The following is a 25,057-nucleotide window of genomic DNA, read 5'->3' on the forward strand; positions in this document are numbered from 1 at the left end:
CTCGACACCCGGCCCCGGCGCTCAGCGCATTTCGGTACCAGTCGAGTCAGTATCCGTCGAGAAGGAAATCGCATGTCTGCAATGTCGCCGTTCCGTCCTGCCCCGCGCCGCCTGCGTCAGCTGGCGGTCAGCGTGCCGCTGAGCCTTGCCCTGCTGGGCGGCGGACTGCCGGCCAGTGCAGAAGATGTCACCTCACCGGCCGACAGCGCTCAGGATGCCCGTCAGGGCACGGACCTGCCGCTGGATGAGCTGCGCACCTTCGCCGAGGTCTTCGAGCGCATCAAGCGCACCTACGTCGATCAGGTCGATGACCGCACGCTGCTCAAGAATGCCATGCGTGGCATGCTCGAAGGGCTGGACCCGCACTCCGCCTATCTGGATCAGGAAGACTGGCAGGACCTGCGCGAGAATACCGATGGCGAGTTTGGCGGCATCGGTATCGAGGTCGGCACCGGCGACGATGGCCAGCTGACCGTCATCGCCCCCATCGACGACACCCCGGCGGCGCGCGCGGGCCTGCAGCCGCGAGATGTCATCCTCAAGATCGACAATACGCCGCTGGACGGCCTGTCGATGTCGGAGTCGGTCAAGTTGATGCGCGGTGAGGCCGGCTCACGCATTCGGCTGCTGATTCTGTCCGAGGGCGCCGACATGCCGCGCGAAGTGGTGCTGGAACGCGCCATCATCAAGAGCAGCAGCGTCAGTCAGCGCCTGCTGGACCCGGGCTATGGCTATCTGCGCATCAGCCAGTTCCAGAGCGCGACCGGTGACGAGGCCCACACGGCGCTGGCCAGGCTGCGGGAAGACAACGATGGCGAGCCGCTCAAGGGGCTGGTGCTGGATCTGCGCAACAATCCCGGCGGGCTTCTCTCGGCCGCCGTCGAGATCAGTGACCTGTTCCTGTCCAGCGGCCGCATCGTCTACACCGAAGGCCGCCTGCCCGACAGCGAGCTGTCCTTCTCGGCCAAGCCCGATACCCCGGCGGGCGACACCCCGCTGGTGGTGCTGATCAATGGCGGCACGGCCTCGGCCGCGGAAATCGTGTCCGGCGCGCTGCAGGATCAACACCGCGCCATCATCATGGGCACCGACAGCTTCGGCAAGGGCTCGGTCCAGACGGTGATGCCGCTGGGCAATGGCGATGGACTCAAGCTGACCACCGCGCTCTACTTCACGCCCAGCGGTCGCTCGATCCAGGCCGAGGGCATCCGCCCGGATGTCGAGGTCGTGCGAGGCCGCCTCGAGCGCGACACGCGGCGTGACTTCAGCGTGCGCGAGGCTGACCTCGAGGGGCGCCTCGACAATGCCAACGCCGCCAGCGAGTCCGCCAGCAGCAAGGCGCCCGATAGCCCGGTGGTGGCGGAAAGCGACTATCAGCTGGGTGAGGCGCTCAATCTGCTCAAGGGCATGAACGTGCTGGGGCGCAGCGCGGCGCTCAAGGCCACCGTGCCCACAAGCGACGAGTAAGCATCACGCCATGATCGCCAGATCATCAGGCCACAACGACAAGGCCCCGCCATCTGGCGGGGCCTTGTCGTTGCAGGGGGGGCATGACATGCGCACTTGCATGGAGGCATATAGCGACAGGTGTGACAGCGATCGGCCATCCTGTGACCACCTGTGCCCAAGCGATGATAGTAGGCGCTCACATCCCCGATGGCGCAGGAATTACACCAACTTCACTCTTGTTACGGCTTGCAGCTGGCGGGCAACTCACCCCGCTGCCCCATCGCCTGACGCATCAGGATGCGCTTCAGATCGCCCTGGCCGTCGACGAAACCAAGCCCGAAGTTGCGCAGCAGCCGCACGCCCGGCTGACGGCTGCCGAACAACAGCCGGAAGCCATCCATCATCTTGAGCATCATGGCATTGTCGCTGCGACGCCGGCGGCGATAGCGCGCCAGCCAGCGCTCGTCGCCGAGCGCCACCCCGCGGCGATGTCCTGCCAGCAGCTCGTCTGCCAACACCGCCACATCCATCAAGCCCAGGTTGACACCCTGGCCTGCCAGCGGGTGAATGGCATGCGCAGCATCCCCCACCAGCGCCAGCCCCGGCAGCACATAGTCTTCGGCGTGGCGCTGATGCAGCGGGAAACTGAAGCGCTCACTCGCCCATTCGATGGCGCCCAGCTGACCTTCAAAGGCGTCTTCCAGCTCACTACAGAATGCCGCCGGTGACAGTGCCAGCAGCCGCTCGGCCTCCTCCGGCGTGGTCGACCACACGATGGAGCAATGCCGCTCTGCGGCCGAGGCTCCATCGGCCGGCTGAGCCAGGGCGTCATTGACGGCCAGCGGCAGGAAGGCCAGCGGCCCGGTCGGCAGGAAGCGCTGACGCGCGACGGCCTGATGCGCGAGTTCGGTGCGCACCGTGGCCACCAGCGCGACCTGGCCGGTGTCGTGTTCCCGCGTGGCGATCCCGGCCAGCTCGCGCAGCCGTGAGCGCGCACCATCCGCCGCGACCACCAGCGCCGCGGTGACTGTCCGGCCATCGGTCAGCGTCAGGCTGGTCGATTCCGCCGCATCGAGTTGGTAAGCATTCACTACTGATGTGGCGCCCGAGCGTGGCAGTGCCATGCCTGCCACACGCGCCCCGAAGCAGCGCGTGATTGACGGGCAGGCATCGATGGCCTGCTCCAGCGCGGCGAGCGTGACCCGGTTCTCGACGATATGTCCCAGCACCGGCACACCGCTGTCCTCGGCACTGAACTGGATCTCGCCATTGCCCTCCGCGTCCCACACCTGCATGCCGGTATAGGGCATCAGGCGACTGGCGGCGATCGTCGGCCACACGCCCAGACCGCTCAACAGCTGCTGAGAGACTGGCGTCAATGCACTCACCCGTGGCTCGGGGGCGCTATCAGGTTGCCAGCGAGTCGCGGACTCACGCCCCTCGACCAGCATGACCCGCAGTCCCGCCTGCCCCAGCAGCAGTGCCAGGGTGGCACCGACGATACCGGCACCGACGATGGCGACATCGGCGTCATGTGCGCTACCTGCTGATCGACCGTCCTTCATGCCTGCTCCCTGTCTCGTCTTTCTGTCTCGTAGTTCAGTCTCGTAGCCTGATCTCGAAGACCAATCTCGTGTCCTGATGTCGAAGCCCCGTCGCGTGGCTCGACACCAAGGCGCTGTCAGTGAGGCCCTGTCAGTGACGCCCTGCCTGCGAGGCTCTGCCAATGAGCCAAGTCAGCGAGCGCCCACCAACTTCAGCGCTCAATGCCCATCGAGCGTCTGGCCAACAGGCGCTTGAGCGGCGAGACCAGATTGAGCCCGATCAGGCCCGCTGCCCGTGCATGCCCCAGCCAGCGACTCTCGACCCCGAACAGGCGGATCAGGCCATCGCTGAACAGCACCACATTGTCGCGATCCGCGCCGCGTCGCTCCTCGAAGTCACTCAGCACGCTGGTGGCCCCCGGCGACTCGCCACGCGTCAGGCCCGCCTCGATGGCCGCGACCAGGTCGGTCACGCCGCGCAGCGCCAGATTGAAGCCCTGCCCTGCCACCGGGTGCAGGGCGTGAGCGGCATTGCCGAGCACCGCAAGGCCGGGGCGCGTGCCTTCGCTGGCACGCACCAACGACAGCGGATAGGCGTGGCGTTGCCCGACGCGGCGAAAGCGTCCGGCGCGTTCACCGAAGGCGCGCTGCAGTGCCTGCAGGAAGTCGCTGTCGGGCAGCGTCATCAGGCTTTCCGTGTCAGCGGGGGAGCGCGTCCAGACCAGCTCCATGCGCTTGCCGGCCAGCGGCAGCAGCGCCATCGGGCCTTCGCTGGTGAAGCGCTCGTAGGCGACTCCCTGGTGAGGCTGGCTCATCTCCACCGTGGCGATCAAGGCATGCTGCTCATAGTCCTGCGCCGCACTGTGGATACCGAGGCGCTCCTTGAGCCCGGAGCGACCGCCATCCGCCAGCACGGTCAGCTCAGCCTCGATCAGGCGACCATCCTCGAGCGTGAGGCGATGGCCTTGCGCCGTAACGGCGATTTCTGCCACGCGCGCCGGGCAATACCAGGCCAGCGGCAGCTCAGCCAGCTGGCGATGCAGCACCTGGCCCATCCAGGCATTGGGAATCACGTGGCCGAGCGCGGCCACCTCGAGTTCGGAGGCCCGCATGCGTGTCGCGCCCAGGTGGCCGCGCTCACTGACATGGATGGTGCGAATCGGCGTGGCGTGCTCGCACATCGCCTCCCAGACCCCGAAGGCGGTGAACCGCTGGCGTGAGCCCGCCGCGATGGCGCTGGCACGTGCATCGAAACTGGGCTGGAAGCGCCGGGCATCTGCTGACGCCGCGGGCAGCTCATTGGCCTCGATCACGGCGACACGCAACGCTGCGGCCTCACGGCCCTTCTCGTCGGCCACACGTTCCATCAGCGGCGCCAGCGCACAGGCCAGGCTGGCGCCCACCAGGCCGCCGCCGATGATCACGATGTCGAAGTGTTCGGCATCACGCCCGCTCATGGCTTCAGGCTCGCTCATGGCGTCAGGCCTCCGCGCGCATCAGCGCCTCGATGGCCTCGACGGACTTGGGCACGCCATGACTCAACACCTCGTGGCCCTCGGCAGTCACTGCGACGTCGTCCTCGATGCGAATGCCGATCCCGCGATATTCGGCAGGAATGTCGCCGTCCTGCGGAATGTAGAGGCCCGGCTCGATGGTCAGCACCATGCCCGGCACCAGCGGACGCGGCTCACCCGCTTCGCGATAGCTGCCAACATCGTGCACATCCAGCCCCAGCCAGTGCGAGGTGGAGTGCAGATAGAAGCGACGGTAGGCATCGCTGCTGATCAATTCCTCGACCTCACCCTGCAACAGGCCCAGCTCGACCAGCCCCGTGGTCAGGTCATGCACCACCTGTTGGTGAATACCCACCAACGTTGCACCCGGCACCACGGCGGCCACCGCGCGCTCCTGCGCCTTGAGCACGATCTCGTACAGACGGCGCTGCGGCTCACTGAAGCGGCCATTGACCGGGAAGGTACGCGTGATGTCGCCGGCATACAGGGCGTACTCGGCGCCGGCATCGATCAGCACCAGCTGACCATCCTCCAGCGGCGCGCGATTCTCGATGTAGTGCAGCACACAGGCATTCACACCCGCCCCGACGATGCTGGTGTAGGCCGGAGCCGGCGCCCCCTGCCACTGGAATTCATGCTCGATCTCGGCCTGCAGATGATACTCGTGCAGGCCGGGACGGCTGATCTGCATCGCACGCACATGCGCGCGCGCGGAAATCTCGGCGGCGTGGCGCATCAGTGCCAGTTCACGCTCATCCTTGATCAGGCGCTGCTCATGCAGCAGCGGCGCGAGATCCTCGAAGGCGGCCGGCGGCCGTGCCCCGCGACGCACCGCAGCGGCCAGCTCATCGCGCAGCGCTTGAGCCAGCGCCAGAGCTTCGTCATCCTCGAACAGCACATAGAGACGCTCGCGGCCATCCAGCAGGCTGGCCATCACCTCATCACGGGCCTCATTGGTGAAGGCCTGATCGAAGCCTGCCGTGGCGACGGCACCCTCGGCGCCGATGCGGATGCCGGTCCAGGCTTCGGCCAGCGGGTCCTTCTCCTGACAGAACAGCACGCTCTCCCCTTCGGCGCGCCCGGGCAGCAACAGCAAGGCGGCCTCGGGTTCCGGCCAACCGGTCAGATAGTGGAAGTCGCTGTTCTGACGGAAGCTGTATTCACTGTCGCGGTTGCGCTGGGCCAGGCCCGACGAGACCACCAATGCGGCAGCCCCCTGCGGCAGCTGCGCGATCAGGCGCTGGCGGCGTGCACGAAAATCCTCTGCCGTCAGGGCAGCAGGTGCGGGCAGGATGGCTGGGGCAGTCATGGCAATCTCCGTCGAGAACCCGCCGGGCATGGCGCGTTCGAGTGACAAACAGGCGTGATGCTGTAAATGGGGTCACCCGCCCTCTTGTACCAGCCTTGCATCAGACGCGGCGCAAGCGGTGGGTGACCATCGATTCAGTGGGTATCGGTACGTGAGCTGACGCCGAGGCTGCCCTCGAGACCGCCTTCCGGCAGCTGGTCATCGCTGGGCTTCTCGACGTTCGGGTTGCCCGGGTGCTGCTCGGTATACAGCAGCAAGGCCGCCATGCGCACATGATCAGCCAGCGCGAACAGATCGGCCTCGTCCTCGGCGTTGTCGTCGTCGAGGTCTTCGGCGTTGGCGAGGCCACTCGAGATGGCTTCGACATCGCTCAGCGCATCCTTGAGCGCCTGACTCCAGCCACTGCGGACATCGTCATCGGCACCGGCCAGCTCTTCCTGGAAGCCCAGCGTCCATTCGCGCAGGCTCTGACCACGTTCGGCCAGCGAGAACATGTCATCCGGCAGCAGCGGCTCGAAGCTCATCTCGCTGGCGGCCAGGCGCTCCTGATTGCGCGTGCGCCAGGTGAGGAAGACTTCACCGGCTTCACGGGTGGCCGGTTGCTCGACCCCCAGCGAGGCGCAGACGCGCGCCAGCCAATCCTCGGCACTGATGTCATCCAGCGCCAGTGCGGCCACCAGCTGACCATCGAGGAAGGAGGGATTGTTGAGGCTGCCGTGAGCCAGGAAGTGGTCTGCGATGAGCGAGAAGTCGAAGGTATCGTTGATGATCGCCATGATGCGGCCCCATTGAGTCAGTGAGAAGTGGTTCTGTAGCGGGAGAATGGCATCTGAAGGATGTGCTGCAGCACAAGGCAGCCGCGCCGCGCGGCGCGTTGACCCTCCAGAAGCGGCTCTCTATAGTGGCTCGAGAATGCCCCCATCTTACCGCACTGGCCCTCCTTCTGGCTTGCCGTCCTGACTGCGACGGTGACGCACTGACAGCAGGACGTCGGCATCAATCTGGATGACGCCGGACAAGGCCCGAGAGGATCTACATGAGCGATTCCGCCACCCCACGCAATACCACCGAGATCAGCCTGCTCGGCCGCAGCTATACCGTCAGCTGTCAGCCCGGCGAGGAAGATGGCCTGACCCGTGCGGCGGCTTATCTGGATCTCGCCATGCAAGGCATCCAGCAGCGCGGCAACACCATCAGCGCCGACAAGGTCGCCCTGATGGCAGCGCTCAATATCTCGCATGAGTTGATCAACAGCCGTGACAGCGAACGCGCCCTGCAGCGCGACTTCGAGACTCGCCTCACCGCGCTGGACCGTCAACTGGATGCCGCGCTCAGTCAGCTGCCAGCCGACTATGCCGATCAGGCGAAGGCACGCGCTGCTGAGCGTAAAAACGCTTCAGAATCAAATAACTGATACATTCAGGCAACAGATTGTTCCCGACAGGATTAGCCCTTGGGCAGGCAGGCGGGGTTTGGTAGACTGAATGAGTTCTCTGGGGTGTACGACAGTTGCCGATGTCCCTCGAGCTTATAAGCTATTCCCAGGGAGTCCACTGCGCAGTGCTGTGTGCATGTCCGTGCGTCGGAACGCCTGATGCGCTGCGCGGGACTACCCACCTTGAACCGCTGGGTTCAAGGGCCCCCGGTAACACCGGCACCTTGGAGAACCCTGTCTGACGGAGATTGTCAGGCATGCGCAAGCCCCCCGCGGTCTATGCCGCACCCGCGAGCCCACGCTCGCCACACCCTTCTGCAGCACTCGATACCACGCTCTGGGCACTGCCCAGCGAGCTCGATCACCCTCAGGCCGACCGCCGTGCGCTTCGCCGTCTGCTGCGCCAACGCCGCCGTCAGCTACCACCTGCCATTCGCCTGCAAGCCGAAGATGCGCTCCTGCGTCAGCTGAAACGGCTGCCGGAACTGTTGCGCGCCCGCCACGTCGCCCTGTATCTGCCCTACGATGGCGAGATCGATGCCACGCGTCTGTGCGATTGGCTGCAGCGACGGGGGGCGAAGGTCTATCTGCCGGTACTGCGTCCGTTCGCGGCCAATTCGCTATGGTTCGTGCGCTACGACGATCAGACCCCCCTGGTCAGCAATCGCTTCGGCATCGCCGAACCGGACACCCGTCATGGTGCTTCCAAGGCACGGCGGCTGCCTGCCTGGGCGCTGGATGTCGTCTTGATGCCACTGGTCGGCTTCGATGGGCGCGGAGCCCGCATCGGCATGGGCGGCGGCTTCTACGATCGCAGCTTCGCCTTTACCCGCCGTCCCGGCCCACGGCCACTGTTGATCGGTCTCGCCCACCACTGTCAGAAGGTCTCCGCCCTGCCGGTACAGCCCTGGGATGTCCCGCTGGACGCCATCGTCAGTGATCGTGAAGTCGTGCACCCTGCCCGCCCTGAGTGAGGCGCTGGGCTTTATGACGAGATCGATGGCACGACCATGAGACGACCGCGAGACGCCGAAGCACGCGGGTAACAGCAGGCAGAAAGGGGCTATCTGTGAGGAGGCGAAGCAGCAACGCAGTGAAGCCAGACGAGGGGTCAAGCTGAGGGGGGAGTCGGGGAGCTGGAAAGCCGGGAGCAGAAACGCTGGAAAGCCTGGCAGGAGGGTCATGGCATTGGTGCGTGGCGCCAGAGAGACTGACGCCAGCAGCACCGCTACCGCCGGTGAGGGCAGCAGCGCAGGATTCAGGAACCCATTACGGTCTGGGCGTAGCCGGTTGCCACTACACCAATCCCGAAGATGAATACCAGGGCCATGACCAGATCGGGCTTACGTTTCATGAGAGCGGGCTTCTTCTTATATCGTCAGTGGCTTTCGCGTGACGGTTGTCGATGACTGTCTTCCTGACAGTGACCAGATGATAGGCATCTGACTTCTGTATGACAATCACCATGCAATCGTTTGAATGGACGCTTTTCCACGCAGCTTTTGATGTCTGCTCGCCCCAGCCGACAAGGGCTTTCGTCAAAAACACCGTTCTTTTTCGCGCTCGGCATGAAATGTGGAATTTCCTGCGGCATGCCCGCCGGATACGCATGAAAAAGCCCCGACCTTCCACGCGAAGGCCGGGGCTTTTCTATCCACGAATGTGACCAATGAAGCATGATGAGCTGCGCCTCAGCTCGCCGCCTTCAACGCCAATGACTCATATAGCCATCATCGCCCCATCGCTTGCCTCACTCAGGACAGAAACAGGCGGTAGGCGGGATTGTCGCTCTCTTTCCAGAAGCGATAGCCGATCTCATTGAAATATTCCTCGACCCGCGCGCGGTCGCCATTGGGGATCTGCATGCCGATCAACACCCGGCCATGCGACGCGCCGTGGTTACGGTAGTGGAACAGCGAGATATTCCAGTCCGCCGGCAGGTGGGTGAGGAAATTCATCAGGGCGCCGGGACGCTCCGGAAACTCGAAACGATAGACCTCTTCCTCGAGATCGCTGGTCGTGCGCCCACCGACCAGATGACGCGTGTGCAGCTTGGCCAGTTCGTTGTCGGTCAGGTCTTCCACCGCATAGCCCGCCTCACGCAGCTTCTCGACCACAGCAGCGCGGTCTTCACCGCCCGGCTTGACCTGCACGCCGACGAAGACATGCGCTTCCTCCGGGTTGGCATAGCGATAGTTGAACTCGGTGACCATGCGCTTGCCGATCACCTTGCAGAACTGCTTGTAGGCCCCCGGGCGCTCCGGCAGCGTCACGGCCAGAATCGCCTCACGCTGCTCGCCCAGCTCGGTGCGCTCGGCAATGTGCTGCAGGCGATCGAAGTTGGTGTTGGCGCCGGAGTTGATGCACACCAGCGTCTCCCCTTCCGCGCCTGACTGCTGGATGTATTTCTTGAGGCCCGCCAGAGACAGTGCGCCACTGGTTTCGGAAACGGCGCGCGTATCCTCGAAGATATCCTTGACCGCTGCACACATCTCGTCGGTATTGACGGTGATGACCTCATCGACGGTGTGCTGGATGAGCTCGAACGGTGCCGCGCCGATCTGCGCGACCGCCACGCCCTCGGCGAACACGCCGACCTGGTCCAGCACCACGCGTTCGCCGGCTTCCATGGCCGCCTTGAGGCAGGCGGCATCTTCCGCCTCGACCCCGATGACGCGGATCTCGGGGCGCAGGTACTTCACGTAGGCCGCGACACCGGCGATCAGGCCACCACCCCCGACCGGCACGAAGATCGCATCGATCTTGCCGGGGTGCTGACGCAGGATTTCCATGCCGACGGTGCCCTGACCGGCAATGACATCCGGGTCGTCATAGGGCGGGATGAAGGTATAGCCGTGCTCGTCCATCAGGGTACGCGCGTGGGCCAGTGCCTCGGGGAAGGCGTCGCCCTTGAGAATCACCCGCGCGCCGCGCTCGCGCACGGCCTGCACCTTGATTTCCGGCGTAATGCGCGGCATCACGATCACTGCCTTGACGCCCATCAGCTTGGCCGCCATCGCCAGGCCCTGCGCATGATTGCCGGCCGAGGCCGCAATCACGCCACATGCCTTCTGTTCATCCGTCAGCTGGGCCATCTTGTTGTAGGCGCCGCGAATCTTGAAGGAATAGACAGGCTGCAGGTCTTCACGCTTGATGAAGATGTGATTGCCGAAACGACGCGACAACAAGGGTGCCGGCGAGAGCGGAGTTTCATGGGCGGCTTCGTAGACACGAGCCGACAGGATTTTCTTGACGTAATGTTCGAGCATTATAGGAATGTCCTGATGTGTCACAGCGCGGGCCGCATGAGCGCGACCGAACCCCCATTGTTATCAGACCGCTGGCGAGAGCGTCCAGCGCCATCGCCGGGTTTGCCGTTATAATGTGGCGTTTTCCGGCGTTGCGCTTCACGTCAAGCCGTTTTCCAGTGCCTGTCGGCGGTAAACTGCTGGCCACGCAGGGAAGACCGCGCCAATGCCCACTTTCACCACCGCCCCACCGACCCGAGGTATCACATGACCCAGGATGAGCTGAAGCAGGCCGTGGCCCGCGCCGCCCTTGACGAGATTCGCCCACTGCTGAGCCGCGACACCATCATCGGCGTCGGCACCGGTTCGACGGCCAATCTGTTCATCGATGCGCTGGCGGAAGTGCGCCACGACTTCGCCGGCGCCGTCGCCAGCTCCGAAGCCACTGCTGAGCGCCTCAAGGGCCATGGCATCGACGTCTTCGAACTCAACCATGTCGGCACCGTGCCGGTCTACGTGGATGGTGCCGACGAGATCGACCCGCGCCTGGCGATGATCAAGGGCGGCGGCGCCGCGCTGACCCGCGAGAAGATCGTCGCGGCCTGCGCCGAGCGCTTCGTGTGCATCGCCGATGGCTCCAAGCAGGTGGATATTCTCGGCGGCTTCCCGCTGCCGGTGGAGGTCATCCCGATGGCGCGCTCCTATGTGGCGCGTGAGCTGGTCAAGCTGGGCGCCGACCCGGTCTACCGCGATGGCGTGTTGACCGACAACGGCAACCGCATCCTCGACTGCTACAACTTCCTGATCGAGGACCCGATCGCCATGGAAGCGCGTATCAATGCCATCGTCGGTGTCGTCACCAATGGCCTGTTCGCGGCACGCGGTGCCGATGTGCTGCTGGTGGGACGCGAAAGTGGCGTCGAACGCATCACTGCTTGAGGAGCTGGCATGACGATGAAACTGCGCCCACGACTGCGCCTGGCGACCGCACTGCTGCTGGCAGCCAGCGCAAGTCCGCTGGCGCTGGCCGATAGCCTGCCGATCAGCCAGCCAGTCACCGTGACGCTCGACAGTGGCGTCAAGATCCTGCTCAAGCCGGACCACAGCTGGGAATATCAGCTGGATGAGGTGCAGGCCGCTTCCGCCCCGGCCACACAGCCCTCAGTGAAGGCTGGCAGCGCGCTGGTGCCGACCTCGACGGCCGTGCCGGTGACGGCGGCGGTCGCTCCGGCTGGCGACTCGGCCTCACCATCAGCCAGTGCAGCCTCTGCCAGCGCCAGCAACGCAGCGCCTGACAGCGCGTCACGCCTCAACAGCAGCGCGCTGGCCAATCCGCGCCTGTTGAGTGAAGGCCACCGCGATGGTCTGGTCGCGCGTCTGTCCTCGGTGAGCGAAGAGGATGACGAGGCGCTTCTGCAGTTCAGCCTCGACAACACGGCCGGCCAGAGTGTCATCGGCGTGCAGGCCAGACTGCGCCTGTATGCCGATGATGGCCATCTGCTCGCGACACGTGAAGTGCCACTGTGGGTCGGTGAATATCGCCTGCCCCAGACCTACCTGCGCCCCGGCCAGACACGCGATAGCCGCGAGGTACGTGTCTCGCTGCCGGAGGGCGAGTGGTCACGCCAGCTGGTGCGCGTGGAAGTCACCGAGGTGGAGTTCCGCTGATCATCAGATGCCGGATGCCAGCTTCCAGGCGTCAGATGCCACAGCAGCCAGACGAAAAACGGGAAGCCCTGAGGGGCTTCCCATTTCTGTTTTAGCGCCGGTCGCTCAGCGAGAGCGAAGCGGTGATCAGAACTTGTAGTTGATGCTGAAGTAGTTGCCGAAGCCAGTGGTGTCCTGGCGAACGCCGGTGGCAGTGGAGCCATCGGTGAAGAACGCCATGTTGTTGTAGTACTTCAGGCCATAGCCGATCGCATAGCGCTGGGTGTGGTAGTAGATGCCGTTGAACCACTCCATGCTGTTGACGCTGCGGCCCGCCTGGCTGCCCACTTCGTCGGCATCGAACTTGTAGTCCAGATAGCCCTGATAGGCGATGAAGCTACCATCATCGAAGTTGACGAACGGCTTGAACCAGTTGGTGGAGGCCATGTAGCCGTCCCACTTGCTCTCGTCTTCACCGCCGTAGTTCTCACGCACGTAACGCGCGTAGAGGTTGAAGCCCATCTTGCCGAACCACGGCACCTGCACATCGCTGCCCAGGCCGACGTAGTGCTCCCACAGACCGCCGAATGCGCCGTTGTCACCGATGTTGGTGACGGTGGCGATGTAGAGCTCATCCACCGGGCCGAACGACAGGTCGTAACCGGTCATGGCGTCCAGCGAGAAGCGCGGCGCCAGCTTGGCGAAGAAGTTGTCGCCGTCATTCAGGTCATCGGAGCTGTCGTCCAGCAGGTCGAAGAAGTCGACATACCCGTAGAGATCGACGATGCCCGAGCGGCCGCCGAACTCCATCTCCAGGTAGGTATCTTCGCTGTTGCGGAACGGCAGGCGGTTGTCTTCACTGCGCATCAGGTTGAAGGTCAGCCACTTGTAATCATTGGCGTGGATATCGCCATTGAAGTCAGTAGCCTGCGCCGGTGCTGCAGCGGTCAGCAGCGTGGTGGCAGCCAGAGTGCTGGCCGCGAGGGTCTTGAGCATGGTCATCGCGTAACGATCCTGTCCTGAATGTTGAGACTGTTCGAATTCTTGTGGTCTTGCCCGCTGAGCGGGTCTTGTCGCTATGAAGTCCTACGAAGGCGCGGGAGTGAAACTCGCACGGGGCCCAGTCTGGAAAGGCGGCGATGTTAGCACTTCCTCGCAAAAACGACAGAGCGACATTTCGGGGGTGATCAACGTGCCTTCGACGACAATGTGAACCTTTTCACACTCTCGCCAGGCACCTTGTCACCCCCGGCTTCCCCGAGCTGACATCCCGATGTTTCCTCGCTCTCCGCCCGGCGCATGCCGGCAGGATGGCTCCCGTCGACTGACCGGGCGGAGAGCGAGGAATGCATCAGGCCGCCAGCGCCAGGAAGAAACCGGCAATCGCCGCCGACATCAGATTGGACAGCGTGCCGGCGAGTACCGCCTTGATCCCCAGGCTTGCGATCTCATGACGGCGTGTCGGTGCCAGGCTGCCCAGCCCCCCCAGCAGGATGGCGATCGACGACAGATTGGCGAAGCCGCACAACGCGAAGGACAGCACTGCCATGGTGTAGGGCGTCATCACCGCGCCGGTGGCCGCGACGATGCTGTCACCGCTGAGGTAGGGCGCCAGATTGATGTAGGCGACGAACTCGTTCACCACCAGCTTCTGGCCGATGAAGGAACCCGCGAGGGTCGCCTCGCTCCACGGCACGCCCAGCAGGAAGGCCAGCGGCGCGAACAACCAGCCGAGAATCATGTCGAGACTCAGCGTGTCCATGCCGAACCAGCCACCCAGGCCGCCGAGAATGCCGTTGATCAGGCCGATCAGCGCGATGAAGGCCAGCAGCATCGCCCCGACATTGGCCGCCAGCTTGAGGCCGGAAGACGCACCGGAGGCCGCAGCGTCCAGCACATTGGAGGGCGCATCATCATCCTTGAGGGCAGCATCGGCGAGGGCGATCGAGTCGTCCGGCTTCTCCGTCTCCGGGAATAGCAGCTTGGCGAACAGCAGCCCGCCGGGCGCTGCCATGAAGGATGCCGCCACCAGGTACTCCATCGGAATGCCCAGCGCCGCATAGCCGCCCAGCACCGAACCGGCGACGGAGGCCAGGCCACCGCACATCACCGCGAACAGCTCGGAGCGCGTCATGCTGGCCAGATACGGCTTGACCACCAGCGGCGCCTCGGTCTGACCGACGAAGATGTTGGCCGTGGCCGAGAGCGACTCGGTACGCGACGTGCCCAGCACACGCTGCAGGCCGCCGCCCAGCAGGCGAATCACCCACTGCATGATGCCGAGGTAGTAGAGCACCGCGATCAGCGACGAGAAGAAGATGATGATCGGCAACACCTTGACCGCGAAGATGAAGCCGACACCACTGCCCGGATTGGCCAGGCTGCCAAACAGGAAGTTGATGCCCTGATCGGCATAGTTGACCACCTGACTGACGGCACCGGAGACACCGGCCAGCACTCCCTGACCGAAGGAGGTGTAGAGCACGAAGGCGCCGATGGCCAGCTGGATGGCAAAGGCACCACCCACGGTGCGCAGGCGAATGGCGCGTCGATTCGACGACAGCGCCACGGCAATGAGGATGAGCGAAGCCATCCCGACGAGACTCATGAGGGGATTCATTGGGAAGATCCTGAGGGTTCTTGTGGTTGTTATGGGTGCTGCGTGCAGGGCTGCGACGACCCGTTCTCCACGTCGTGCAGTGTTATCCTGCATTCTCACCATGTTCAAAAAGTCACAGCCTGACCAAATAGTCAATACGTCCGTTTTACCTCACGCCCACTTGTCTTCCAGTGCCAGACTGGCAGTGTCAGGGGCATTTTGAGGTTCTCCCTGTGTGTCAGTGGTTTATCATCTGCTTCTGACGTGGGACGTGGCGCTTCCGCCCAGTTTTTCGCCAACGCTCCCTCATCGGAACCGGCACCAAAGGACAAAAGCCGCATGAACAATCACAGCGCCGCCCGACTCGACCGCCTGCAGGCCATTCTGCGCGAAGGCAGCCCCCTGCAACTGAGCGACGCCGCACAGCTCTGCGCCGTCTCGGAGATGACCATTCGTCGCGACGTGGCGCACAGCAACGGACTGCTGGAAATTCTGGGTGGCCGCCTGTTGCTGGTTGATTCATCCGCCGGCAGCGTCTATCGCCTGGATCGCGAGATAGACGCCAGCGCCCCGATCAAGCAAGCGCTGTGCCAGCAGCTGGCCAGTCATATCGAGGATGGCGACACCCTGTATGTAGATTGCGGCACCACGCTGGTCCATCTGGCGGCCGCCATCGACCGCCAGCAGACGCTGACCCTGGTGACCTGCGCCCTGAATGTGGCCAATGCGGTCGGCCATCTGCCCGGAGTGCGGCTGGTGATGCTGGGGGGCCTTTTTCACCCGGCCACCCAGTCATTCACCGCCACCGACATGCCGGAGGCCATCCGCCGCCTCGGCATCAACAAGGCCTTTCTCTCGGCGGGCGGAGTGCATGCCGAGCGAGGCGTCAGCTGCTTCCATTTCCATGAGGTCGCGGCCAAGCAGGCCGCTCTGGAAAGCGCGATGCAGCGCTTCTTGATCGTCGATGCGCGCAAGTTCGAGATGGTGCGCCCCGCCTTCATCGCCCCGCTGAGTGACTTTGATGTGGTGATCAGCAATGCCAGCCCCGCCGCACGTGATTGTCTGGGGGCGCTGGAGGCAGAAATGGGCGTGACGGCCGAGCTTGTCGACTGCTGAGCTGCAGATTGCCTTGCTGGAAAGAGCCAGGCCGCTCGCAGCGCCAGACCACTGACAAACAGAAAACGCCGCACGATTGTGCGGCGTTTTCTGTCTGACCAGACAGTCAATGCACACTTTGCGTGCGCGGGGACGTCACAGCGGCAGGTGGTGCTCGAGCATCGCCAAGGTGCCACTCAGCGCGCCGCGATTGCGCTCCACGACCTGGCTGGCCGCCTGACCAGCCATCTGCTGCGCGGCCTGATCCGAGAACAGCGCATTCACCGCTTCGGCCAATGCCGCGTCATCCGCGACGACCTGAAGCGCGCCTTCTGCGGCCATCACCTCGGCGATCTCGCTGAAGTTGTCCAGCGATGGGCCACTCAGCAGTGGCAGCCCCAACGCGGCGGGCTCGAGCAGGTTGTGCCCGCCGATGGGCACCAGACTGCCGCCGATGAAGGCGATATCACTGGCCGCATACAGCGTCAGCAATTCCCCGAGACTGTCACCGACCAGTACCGATACGGCGTCAGCCACCTCGGTGCCGCTCTCTGACATGGCACTGCGCCGCAGGCTGCTCTCGCCGCGCGCCTGACACCACTGCGCCGCCTGAGCGGCCACTGCCTCGAAGCGTTGCGGATGGCGCGGCACCAACAGCAGCAAGGCCTGAGGATGCTGGTCACGCACCGCGGCATGCGCCGCGAGTATCTGGCCATCCTCGCCGTCATGCGTCGAGGCGGCGATCCATACCGGCCGCTGCGCGAATGACTGGCGCAGCGCCTGGCCATCGGCAATGACCTGTTCAGCAATGTCCAGTTCGAACTTGAGCGAGCCGACGGCCGTGCCACGCGCTGGCGGCAGGCCAAGCGCCATGAAACGCTCCAGATCCTGCTGCGACTTGGCCGACAGACCACTGACGTGGGCAAGACTGTCGCGCATCAGGGCGCCGATCCTGCGATAGCGCTGGAAGGCGCGCGGTGACAGGCGGCCATTGATGACGCACAGCGCAATGTCATCCCGCGCGCAGGCCGCCATCAGGTTGGGCCACAGCTCGGTTTCCACCATGATCGCCAATGCCGGACGCAGCCGACGCACGAAGCGCCGCGCACTCAGCGGGAAATCCAGCGGCAGGTAATGGTGACGGGCCGGGGCCAGCTCTGACGAGCCCTGCGGCGTATGCAGCAGACGTGCAGCCTGTGCAGCGCCGGTGGCTGTCATGGTCGTCAGCACCAGCGGGCGCCGTGGGTAGCGCTGACGCAGTGCCTCGACAAGACTCGCCACCATCACCACCTCGCCCAGCGAGGCGGCGTGCAGCCAGATGGGGCGTTCACTGTCGGGCGTGGTGTTCGGCGTGGAGGGGATGATGCCCAGCCGTTCCAGGCGCGGGTGCTGGGCATCGTGCTCGCGCCAGACCCGCTGCCAGATGAGGGGCGACAGCAGGGTCAGCGCGGTGCTGTAGAGGCCGCGGGCAAGGCTCACGCCTAGTCCTCGCGATCGAGAATGGTGGCGATCATCGCGGTGGTGGAGACGCCGTCCTCGAAACCGAGCACACGGACTTCACCGCCATTGGCGATCACTGCCTCTCCCCCGGCGATCTCTTCGGGACGATAGTCGCCGCCCTTGACCAGCACATCCGGCAGCACGGCCTCGATCAGGCGTGCCGGAGTGTCCTCGCTGAAGGGCACCACCCAGGCGACCGCACCGAGGCCCGCCAGCACCTGCATGCGGCGCAGCACCGGGTTGATCGGGCGTGTCGGCCCCTTGAGGCGTGCCACCGAGTCGTCGTCGTTGACGGCCACGATCAGGCGATCGCCGTGGCGTGCCGCTTCCTGCAGGTAGGCCACGTGACCGGCGTGCAGGATGTCGAAGCAGCCATTGGTCATCACCACACGCTCGCCGCGTGCCTGGGCGGCCTTGACTGCCGGGATGAGCGCGGACTCCTGGATCACGCCGAATTCCGCCAGCTTGTCGCCGTGCAGCGCGGTGTAGAGCTCTGCCACCGACAGGGTCGCGGTACCCGGCTTGGCGACCACCAGACCCGCGGCCAGGTTGGCCAGCATCACGGCTTCCGGGAAGGCGTGACCGGCTGCCAGCGCCAGACCCAGCACGCCGATCACCGTATCGCCGGCGCCGGTGACGTCGTAGACCTCACGCGCATGCGTCGGCAGGTGCAGCGGCTGATAGCCCTCGCGGATCAGAGTCATGCCCTTCTCGCTGCGCGTCACCAGCAGGGCTTCCAGCTCGAGCTCGGCACGCAGTGCCTCGCCCTTCTCGGCCAGTTCCTCATCGCTGCGGCACGGCCCGACGATGGTCTCGAATTCGGTCAGGTTGGGGGTGATGATGCTGGCGCCGCGATAGCGCGAGAAATCACTGCCCTTGGGGTCGACCAGCACACGCTTGCCCGCCGCACGCGCGGCGGCGATCAGCGCCTCGACCTGATTCAGCGAGCCCTTGCCGTAGTCGGAGAGAATCATCACGCCGCTGGCGCCCAGCTCGGCCTCGACCTGGCTCACCAGCGCGCTGGTATCCACCTCGTGCAGCGGCTCCTCGAAATCGAGGCGCAGCAGCTGCTGATTGCGGCTCATCACGCGCAGCTTGGTGATGGTCGGCACGCTGTCACTGGCCTGGAAGCGCGTGATGACATTGGCGTTTTCCAGCGCGCGCGTGAGGATGGCGGCGTTGTCATCCTGACCGACCACACCCGCGAGGGTGGCGTGTGCGCCGAGCGAGGCGATGTTGAGCGCGACGTTGGCGGCACCGCCGGGGCGGTCTTCGCTCTCGCCGACTCGTACCACCGGCACCGGCGCTTCCGGCGAGATGCGTGAGGTGCCACCGTGCCAGTAGCGGTCGAGCATCACATCACCCACGACCAGCAGGCGAGCCTGTTCAAGCGCAGTCAGATCAAGCTTCATCAGGCGTCTCCGCGTGCAGAAGGGGATTGGGAAGAAGAGGTATCCGTAGAGGAGACAGCCGCGACCGGCAGACGTTCGCAGCTCTGGCCGCGAATGACGCCATCGGTGTCCGCCAGCAGCTCAGCGAGGCGCGCGATGACATCCTCGGCGCGAATCAGGCTCATGGCGTCCTGATGGCGCACGCGCTGACCCCAGTTGATCTCGTCCATCTGCTTGTGAAGATAGGTCTTCACGGCGTCCGGATAGCGATTGACCACCAGATGCTGCCAGCAGTACGGTGCCGCGCGCTCGGGATTGGTGGTGGCGTACAGGCCGATCACCGGCGTGTTGAGCGCATTGCCCATATGCACCGGGCCGGAGTCCGGCGCGATCACGGCCACCGCGCGATCGATCATCGCCAGCAGGCCCTTGAGCGAGGTGCCACCGATGGCATCGATGACCGCGCCTTCGCTGACCAGCGCCTTGATTCGCGCGCCCATTTCACGTTCCTGCGGGCTGCCGCCACCGGTCATCACGCTGCGGATGCCATATTGCTGCCAGGCATGATCGACGACCGCCGCATAGCCTTCCGGCGACCAGTTGCGGAAGTTGCGCAGTCGCGGATTGGCACACGGGCTGATGATCAGATACGGCGCCTCACCGGTGACGCGTGCGGCTTCAGTGTAGGCCTCGGGCGGTACATCGAGGCGCCAGTCGAGGCGGCAGTCCTCGACACCCAGCGTACGCGCGAAGTCCATGAACGACTCCAGCACGTGGGCGCGCTCTCGCGGGGCCAGCTGATGGGAGGTAAAGAGGTACTGCCAGTCCTTGGCACGCGCACGGTCATAACCGATGCGCACCTTGGCCTTGAGGCCCAGCGACAGCGCACTGGCGCGCAGTGCCTGCTGCATGTGCAGCAGCACATCGAAGTGCGTGTCCTTGAGCTGTCGCCAGATGGCGCGCATGCCCGCAAGACCGGTGGACTTGTCATAGACCACGAACTCGACCCCGGTCAGGCCGGACAGTAGACTGTGCTCCCCCTTGCCGACGATCCAGGTAATGCGGGCCTCAGGCCACTGACGCTGCAAGGCGCGTACCGTTGGCACAAGATTGCAGACATCGCCGAGAGCGGAGAGCCGGAGCACGCAGATATGTGCGGGCTGGGCAGGGAGAGGATGCTTCATGCGGATGGCAGTTTTCCGAAATGAGAATGCCCACATTCTATATGATGGCGAAACAGCGCCACAAATGACGCCGGACTGGTTCATGCCATCGTTCTGGCGTGAACACGACGCCGTGACCGGCGAAGCGCCGGGGCGCGGGGCGAGTCTGTTCCTCGATGTCTGTCGTTTGCCCGCCGAACTGCAACCCGCCAATACCAACGCGACACCGGCTCGCCGCTGGGCACTGCGCCCCTATCGTCGCGGCGGCCTGATCGCGAAGCTCGCCAGTCAGCGCTACCTCTATACCGGCCTTGAGCGCACCCGCGCCTTCGCCGAACTGCGCCTGACGGAGCGCCTGTATCGCCAGGGGCTGCCAGTGCCAGAGCCCGTCGGTGCCTGCGTGTGGCGGCATGGTCTGACCTACGAGGCCGCCCTGATCACGGTGCTGATTCCCGGCGCACGCGCCTTCGCCGATGACCTGATCGCCCTCGAAGCACAGCGCCTGCCTGCCGGGGCCGAGCTGCCCGAAGCCCTGCTCCGCCTGCTCGACGCCACAGGCCACGCCATCCGCGCCGTGCATGACGCCGGGCTCGAGCATGTCGACCTCAACGCACGCAACCTGCTGATCGATGAAAGCGAACGCGTCTACGTGATCGATCTCGATCGCTGCCAGCTGCATGCCGAGGCTCCCACGGATGCACGCTGGCGCGAGAGCAATCTCTCCCGCCTGGGCCGTTCGTTGGCCCGCTTCACCCCGACACATCATGCGGCGTGCCTGGCCCGCATCCGCAGCGCCTATCAAGGGTAGGCGCCCGCTCCGTTCCACTCTTTGCTGACACCCCGTTCAACTCTTTACTGACAAAGTGGTCATCTGGCGCGCAAAACAAGATATCATGCTAACAATATATTATGCATGATAACTATCTTGCCGCTCCCCACGCTTGATGGGTTATCGCGCTTATTCCTATCCGCCGGATATGACCGATGACAGCAAAGACCCCTGACTCGCCTGCGCCCGCCAACGCCCGACCTCGTGACAGCCGCCGACGCTATCTTCGCGACAGCGCCACCTTCTCTCTCGCCATCCTGGTGTTGATCTGGCTGGTCGCGACCCGCTATCTGCCCTTTACCCCATTCCCGCAAGGAGTAAGTGCCGCCAGCCTGAGCGGTTGGGCCTACCTGGCCACCACCTGGCTGGGTCACTACGGACTGCTTGCCCAACTACTGTGGCTGCCAGTTGGCCTGCTCGGCATGATATTGCCCGCGCGCAGCGCTCGCCGCTGGCTGTGGCTCCCTGCGGGCATTCTGGCCGGCAGTGCATTGAGCGCACTGATCATCGACAGCCTCGTCTATGCCCAGTACCGCTTCCATCTCAATGGCTTCATGCTGTCGATGTTCCTCAATGACAGCAACGGTGAAATCTTCGAGTTCGATGCCACGACCTGGTTACTGGGTGCCTGCACCCTGCTCGGCTTGATCGCGCTCTGCTGCGGGCTGGCTTATCGACTGAGTGGGCCTGCGGCAGTCAAGCGCGCTCACCGTTTGCCGACAGGCAAGCTGCATGCCTTGCTGTTCCTCATGCTGCTGGCGAGCCACATCCAGCACATCGTGTCAGATGCCCATCACAACCTGCAGGTGACACGCGAAGCGCCCGCCTTCCCGCTGCTGTTCCCCGCCACAGCGCGCGACTTCATGGAAGACCACGGGTGGCTGGATGCCCGGACTGCAGAAGCGGCCAAGGTGCATATCCAGAATTTCGGGGCGGGTTCGCTGGCCTATCCTGCCGTACCGCTTAAACAGGATGACGATGTCATCACCAGCAGAGGTGGCGACGGCCAGCCTGCCAACATCCTGTTTCTGGTGATCGACTCCTGGCGCGCCGATAGCTTCACTGCCGAGGCGATGCCCCACTTGCACGCTGCCCTGGCGGATGGTCTGCACTTCCCGGATCACATCTCCGGTGGCAACAGCACCCGCACCGGCTTCTTCAGCCTGCTATCCGGCCTGACCGCCAATTACGTCACCCCGATGGAGAATGACGGCCTGGGCAGCGTGCTGGTCAATCAGGCGCTGCAGCGCCAGTGGCCGCTGGGGCTATTCTCCTCGGCAAGCTTCAATGGTGTCGGCCTGGACCGCAGCCTCTTCCCGAAAGTGCCAGATCTGCGCTTGCGCACACTGGGCGACAGTCCCGCCATGCGGGACCGCGTGATGACGACCGACTGGCTCGCCTGGCAGGCCCAGCGCCGCCAGACAGCGCTGCAGCAGGGCGCTCATGCGCTGAAACCGTGGCTGGGCGTGCTGTTCTACGATGCTCCGCATGGATACTCGCTACCCAGAGGTGCCAGTACTCCCTTCCAGCCCAGCGCCACCGGCATGGACTATCTGACACTGGGTCCCGACACCGACCCGACGCCTGTGCGCAACCTGTATCTGAACTCGCTGTATCATCTGGATAGGCAATTGGCGCGTGTGATTCAGGACCTGAAAGAACACGGCGAGTGGGACAATACGGTGCTGGTCGTCACCGGTGATCATGCTCAGGAGTTCAATGACAGCGGCAAGAATTTCTGGGGACACAATGGCAACTTCACTCGCTACCAGACCCAGGTACCGCTGATTCTGCGCGGCCCCGGCATTCCTGCCGGTCACTATGGAAGCCAGCTGCCCTTGCCTCCCGTCACCGCGCATTATGATGTCGTCCCGACACTGCTACGCCATGTGATGGGCATCAGCAATCCCCCCAGCGACTACAGCATGGGCCATGACCTGCTGCGCACTCTCGACCATCAACCAGAGGTCGACAACGAATGGGTGCTCTCCGGTAGCTATCAGGACTTCGGTATCATTCAGCGCGATCGCATCTACGCACTGGAAGGCACCGGCGGCTATGCAGTGTACGATGGCGACATGAATCGTCGGCAGGCGCTCGGCGAAGGCGCCAACCCCGTCATGAAAGTGATGGAGGCCATGCGCCGCTTCTACGCGAACTGAGCCTGCCACTGAGTCCCATCGGCGCCTGCCCCACCCCGTCGTGCTGCAGGCGCTCTTCAGACAGAGACCGTCATGAACACGAGCGACGAGGCCTCGGCCGTCCCTTCACCCGATGGCAAGCTGCGCACCGCGGTGCCCATCACCGGCTGTGTCATCACCCTCAATGAAGCCCACAACATCGAGGACTGCCTGCGCTCGCTGGCCCAGGTCTGCGATGAGCTGATCGTGGTCGATTCCGGCTCCACCGATGCCACCTGCGAGCTGGCGCGCAACATGGGCGCCGTGGTGATCGATCAACCCTACCTGGGCGACGGGCCGCAGAAGAATGTCGGGCCGAGCCATGCCAGCCACCGCTGGGTGCTGTCACTGGACGCCGATGAGCGCCTGACCGATGGCGCCGTCAGCGCCATCCGGGAACTGGCACTCGACAGCACGCCCCACGATGGCTTCGCGCTGCGCCGTCGCAACTTCATCGGCTCGCGCTGGGTGCGACATGCCGGCTGGTACCCCGATTACTGCCTGCGCCTGTATGACCGCGAGAAACTCGCCTTCCGCGATTCGCGTCAGCACAGCTCGGTGCAGGCCAACCACCCCTGCGAGCTGGACGCCGATCTCGAGCATTACAGCTTCGCCAATCTCGGTGAACTGTTCGTCAAGGCCAGTGGCCGTTTCTCGAACCGTGCCGCCAAGATCATGTATCAGAAGGGAAAACGCGCCAACGCCTTCACTCCCTTCCTGCATGCCAGCAATGCCTTTATGCGCAAGTTCGTCTTCCAGGCCGGCTTCCGTGATGGCGTCGATGGCTTCTCGGTGGCGCTGTCGGCCAGCGTCAATGCCTACCTGAAATACGCCAAGCTGCTGGAATTCCAGCGCGACGCCAAGGTGCGTGAGGCCGAAGATTTCAACAAGGTATGGTGACCATGACCTCTAGCTGTGAGCCGACTGCCGCGCGAGGTGTGACGCGCCCGCTTCACGTACGCCATGTCAATCTGGCACGCGGCTTTCGCGGCGGTGAGCGCCAGACGCTCAACCTGATCGCGGACCTGGCGCGACGCGCAAGCCCGGGGGAGAACGGCGAAGCCGGCGCGCCGATCCGCCAGTCACTGGTGTGCCTGCGGGGCTCGCCCTTGATCAGCGAACTGGCGGCGCTCGAGCTTGCCGCCACGGTGGACGTGATCGAGATCAGCGGACGCTTCAAGGGCCATCTCGGCCAGCCCCGCGCCGATATCGTGCATGCTCACGAAGCCAAGGCCGTGCACTGGGCATGGCTGCATCAGCGCCTCACCGGCACGCCCTACCTGCTGACACGCCGGGTGCCCCAGCCGGTGAAGGACAAGCCGTTCAATCGCCTGACCTATCGCGCGGCCGCCTGCCGGGTGGCGATTTCGTCGGTGATCGAATCTCACCTGCGGGAGCGCCAATGGGGTGAGACGGCGTTGATTCCCAGCACCCTCGCCCATCTGCCCAGCGACAAGCAAGCCGTGGCCGAGCTCCGCCAGCGCTTCGGCAATACGCCCGCAGGAGATCGTGTTGTCATAGGGCATGTCGGCGCCCTGGTGGACCGCCACAAGGGCCAGCGAGTGCTGATCGAGGTGGCCCGCAGGCTGCGTGACAGCCACCCGCAGCTGCTGTTCGTCTGCCTGGGCGCCGGCGAGGACGAAGCGGCCTTCAAGGCGGAAAGTGGCGATCTCGACAATCTGGTCTGGGAAGGCTTCCACACCAATGTCGGCGACTATCTGGAAGCCTTCGATCTGTTCGCCTTCCCGTCGCGCAACGAGGGTCTCGGCTCGATTCTGCTCGACGTGATGGATCACGGCGTCCCGATCATCGCAAGCGATGTGGATGGCATCCCCGATATCGTGCATGACGACAGCACCGGCGTGCTGGTACCCACCGACGATGCCCAGGCACTGGCTGCCGCCATCGTGGCACTCGTCGCTGATGCACCACGTCGGGAGCGGCTGGTCGCGGGGGCACGTGCGCATCTGGCACGCTTCACTCCCAGCGCCATGGGCGAGGCCTATCTGGGGCTTTATCAGCGGCTGGCACGCTAGACCGCTTTCCTCTCGGACGCTTATCGCCCCAGTACCTGGCCCACAAGCACCTATCGTCCAGGTACCTATCGCTCGGCTAAAGAACGAAAAAAGCCCTGTTTCATGTGAAACATCACAA

20 protein-coding genes and 1 other RNA gene are annotated in these 25,057 nt (G+C 64.4%); 11 read left to right on the top strand and 10 right to left on the bottom strand.

The window, feature by feature from the left end:
- The first annotated feature begins 72 nt into the window (after positions 1 to 72).
- Positions 73 to 1,467, top strand: a complete 1,395-nt coding sequence (locus QD280_RS07830; protein ID WP_279834040.1) for a S41 family peptidase — start codon at positions 73 to 75, stop codon at positions 1,465 to 1,467.
- Positions 1,468 to 1,688: 221 nt separating this feature from the next.
- On the opposite strand, the gene QD280_RS07835 is transcribed toward QD280_RS07830, so the two are convergent.
- From QD280_RS07835 to QD280_RS07850, 4 genes are all read right to left on the bottom strand, one after another.
- Complete coding sequence (locus tag QD280_RS07835) at positions 1,689 to 3,014, bottom strand: UbiH/UbiF/VisC/COQ6 family ubiquinone biosynthesis hydroxylase (protein WP_279838848.1); 1,326 nt, start codon at positions 3,012 to 3,014, stop codon at positions 1,689 to 1,691.
- Positions 3,015 to 3,205: 191 nt separating this feature from the next.
- Positions 3,206 to 4,468 (bottom strand): 2-octaprenyl-6-methoxyphenyl hydroxylase, encoded by a 1,263-nt coding sequence (ubiH, locus tag QD280_RS07840; RefSeq protein ID WP_279834038.1) that lies wholly within the window; start codon positions 4,466 to 4,468, stop codon positions 3,206 to 3,208.
- 4 nt (positions 4,469 to 4,472) lie between these two features.
- On the bottom strand, positions 4,473 to 5,816 hold the full coding sequence (gene pepP, locus QD280_RS07845) for a Xaa-Pro aminopeptidase (protein ID WP_279838850.1): 1,344 nt from the start codon (positions 5,814 to 5,816) through the stop codon (positions 4,473 to 4,475).
- Positions 5,817 to 5,950: 134 nt separating this feature from the next.
- Entirely contained in the window at positions 5,951 to 6,592 is a 642-nt protein-coding gene (locus QD280_RS07850) for a UPF0149 family protein (RefSeq protein ID WP_279838851.1), read from the bottom strand.
- A 260-nt stretch (positions 6,593 to 6,852) separates the two neighbouring features.
- On the opposite strand from QD280_RS07850, the gene QD280_RS07855 reads away from it, so the two are divergent.
- The 3 genes from QD280_RS07855 (at position 6,853) to QD280_RS07865 (ending at position 8,225) form a co-directional block, all read left to right on the top strand.
- The gene (locus QD280_RS07855) at positions 6,853 to 7,230 is read left to right on the top strand and encodes a cell division protein ZapA (RefSeq protein WP_064503224.1); all 378 of its coding nucleotides are present in this window, start codon (positions 6,853 to 6,855) and stop codon (positions 7,228 to 7,230) included.
- A gap of 73 nt (positions 7,231 to 7,303) precedes the next feature.
- A non-coding RNA gene (gene ssrS / locus QD280_RS07860) (6S RNA) lies at positions 7,304 to 7,486 on the top strand.
- A gap of 22 nt (positions 7,487 to 7,508) precedes the next feature.
- On the top strand, positions 7,509 to 8,225 hold the full coding sequence (locus QD280_RS07865; protein WP_279838852.1) for a 5-formyltetrahydrofolate cyclo-ligase: 717 nt from the start codon (positions 7,509 to 7,511) through the stop codon (positions 8,223 to 8,225).
- 780 nt (positions 8,226 to 9,005) lie between these two features.
- Here QD280_RS07865 and ilvA read toward each other — a convergent pair.
- Positions 9,006 to 10,529, bottom strand: a complete 1,524-nt coding sequence (ilvA, locus tag QD280_RS07870) for a threonine ammonia-lyase, biosynthetic (protein ID WP_279838947.1) — start codon at positions 10,527 to 10,529, stop codon at positions 9,006 to 9,008.
- 237 nt (positions 10,530 to 10,766) lie between these two features.
- Here ilvA and rpiA point away from each other — a divergent pair, with 237 nt between their 5' ends.
- Positions 10,767 to 11,438, top strand: coding sequence for a ribose-5-phosphate isomerase RpiA (gene rpiA, locus QD280_RS07875; RefSeq protein WP_054556388.1), 672 nt, complete (start codon positions 10,767 to 10,769; stop codon positions 11,436 to 11,438).
- Positions 11,439 to 11,447: 9 nt separating this feature from the next.
- Entirely contained in the window at positions 11,448 to 12,167 is a 720-nt protein-coding gene (locus tag QD280_RS07880; protein WP_279838853.1) for a DUF3157 family protein, read from the top strand.
- A gap of 126 nt (positions 12,168 to 12,293) precedes the next feature.
- Here QD280_RS07880 and QD280_RS07885 read toward each other — a convergent pair whose 3' ends face one another.
- Together QD280_RS07885 and QD280_RS07890 are read right to left on the bottom strand one after the other, a co-directional pair.
- Entirely contained in the window at positions 12,294 to 13,148 is an 855-nt protein-coding gene (locus QD280_RS07885) for an outer membrane protein OmpK (RefSeq protein ID WP_082388693.1), read from the bottom strand.
- Between the two features lie 349 nt (positions 13,149 to 13,497).
- The gene (locus QD280_RS07890) at positions 13,498 to 14,766 is read right to left on the bottom strand and encodes a NupC/NupG family nucleoside CNT transporter (protein WP_279838855.1); all 1,269 of its coding nucleotides are present in this window, start codon (positions 14,764 to 14,766) and stop codon (positions 13,498 to 13,500) included.
- A gap of 318 nt (positions 14,767 to 15,084) precedes the next feature.
- On the opposite strand from QD280_RS07890, the gene QD280_RS07895 reads away from it, so the two are divergent.
- Positions 15,085 to 15,861, top strand: a complete 777-nt coding sequence (locus QD280_RS07895) for a DeoR/GlpR family DNA-binding transcription regulator (RefSeq protein ID WP_054556386.1) — start codon at positions 15,085 to 15,087, stop codon at positions 15,859 to 15,861.
- A 135-nt stretch (positions 15,862 to 15,996) separates the two neighbouring features.
- On the opposite strand, the gene waaA is transcribed toward QD280_RS07895, so the two are convergent.
- The 3 genes from waaA to QD280_RS07910 are packed head-to-tail and all read right to left on the bottom strand — an operon-like array spanning position 15,997 to position 19,915.
- Complete coding sequence (gene waaA / locus QD280_RS07900; RefSeq protein ID WP_279838856.1) at positions 15,997 to 17,319, bottom strand: lipid IV(A) 3-deoxy-D-manno-octulosonic acid transferase; 1,323 nt, start codon at positions 17,317 to 17,319, stop codon at positions 15,997 to 15,999.
- A 2-nt stretch (positions 17,320 to 17,321) separates the two neighbouring features.
- Complete coding sequence (gene hldE, locus QD280_RS07905; RefSeq protein WP_253063439.1) at positions 17,322 to 18,752, bottom strand: bifunctional D-glycero-beta-D-manno-heptose-7-phosphate kinase/D-glycero-beta-D-manno-heptose 1-phosphate adenylyltransferase HldE; 1,431 nt, start codon at positions 18,750 to 18,752, stop codon at positions 17,322 to 17,324.
- Positions 18,752 to 19,915: a glycosyltransferase family 9 protein gene (locus QD280_RS07910; protein ID WP_153635005.1), complete on the bottom strand. Its 1,164-nt coding sequence runs from the start codon at positions 19,913 to 19,915 to the stop codon at positions 18,752 to 18,754. The genes hldE and QD280_RS07910 overlap by 1 nt, the downstream gene beginning before the upstream one ends.
- 4 nt (positions 19,916 to 19,919) lie before the next feature.
- Between QD280_RS07910 and QD280_RS07915 the strand changes: the two genes are divergently transcribed.
- The 4 genes from QD280_RS07915 (at position 19,920) to QD280_RS07930 (ending at position 24,939) form a co-directional block, all read left to right on the top strand.
- The gene (locus QD280_RS07915) at positions 19,920 to 20,702 is read left to right on the top strand and encodes a 3-deoxy-D-manno-octulosonic acid kinase (RefSeq protein ID WP_347881956.1); all 783 of its coding nucleotides are present in this window, start codon (positions 19,920 to 19,922) and stop codon (positions 20,700 to 20,702) included.
- Between the two features lie 176 nt (positions 20,703 to 20,878).
- Positions 20,879 to 22,885 (top strand): DUF3413 domain-containing protein, encoded by a 2,007-nt coding sequence (locus QD280_RS07920; RefSeq protein WP_279838859.1) that lies wholly within the window; start codon positions 20,879 to 20,881, stop codon positions 22,883 to 22,885.
- A 72-nt stretch (positions 22,886 to 22,957) separates the two neighbouring features.
- Entirely contained in the window at positions 22,958 to 23,803 is an 846-nt protein-coding gene (locus QD280_RS07925; RefSeq protein WP_279838860.1) for a glycosyltransferase family 2 protein, read from the top strand.
- A gap of 2 nt (positions 23,804 to 23,805) precedes the next feature.
- Positions 23,806 to 24,939 (top strand): glycosyltransferase family 4 protein, encoded by a 1,134-nt coding sequence (locus QD280_RS07930; protein WP_279838861.1) that lies wholly within the window; start codon positions 23,806 to 23,808, stop codon positions 24,937 to 24,939.
- Positions 24,940 to 25,057 lie beyond the last annotated feature (118 nt).

It is taken from the genome of Cobetia sp. 1AS1, assembly GCF_029846435.1.
GTDB lineage: Bacteria > Pseudomonadota > Gammaproteobacteria > Pseudomonadales > Halomonadaceae > Cobetia > Cobetia amphilecti.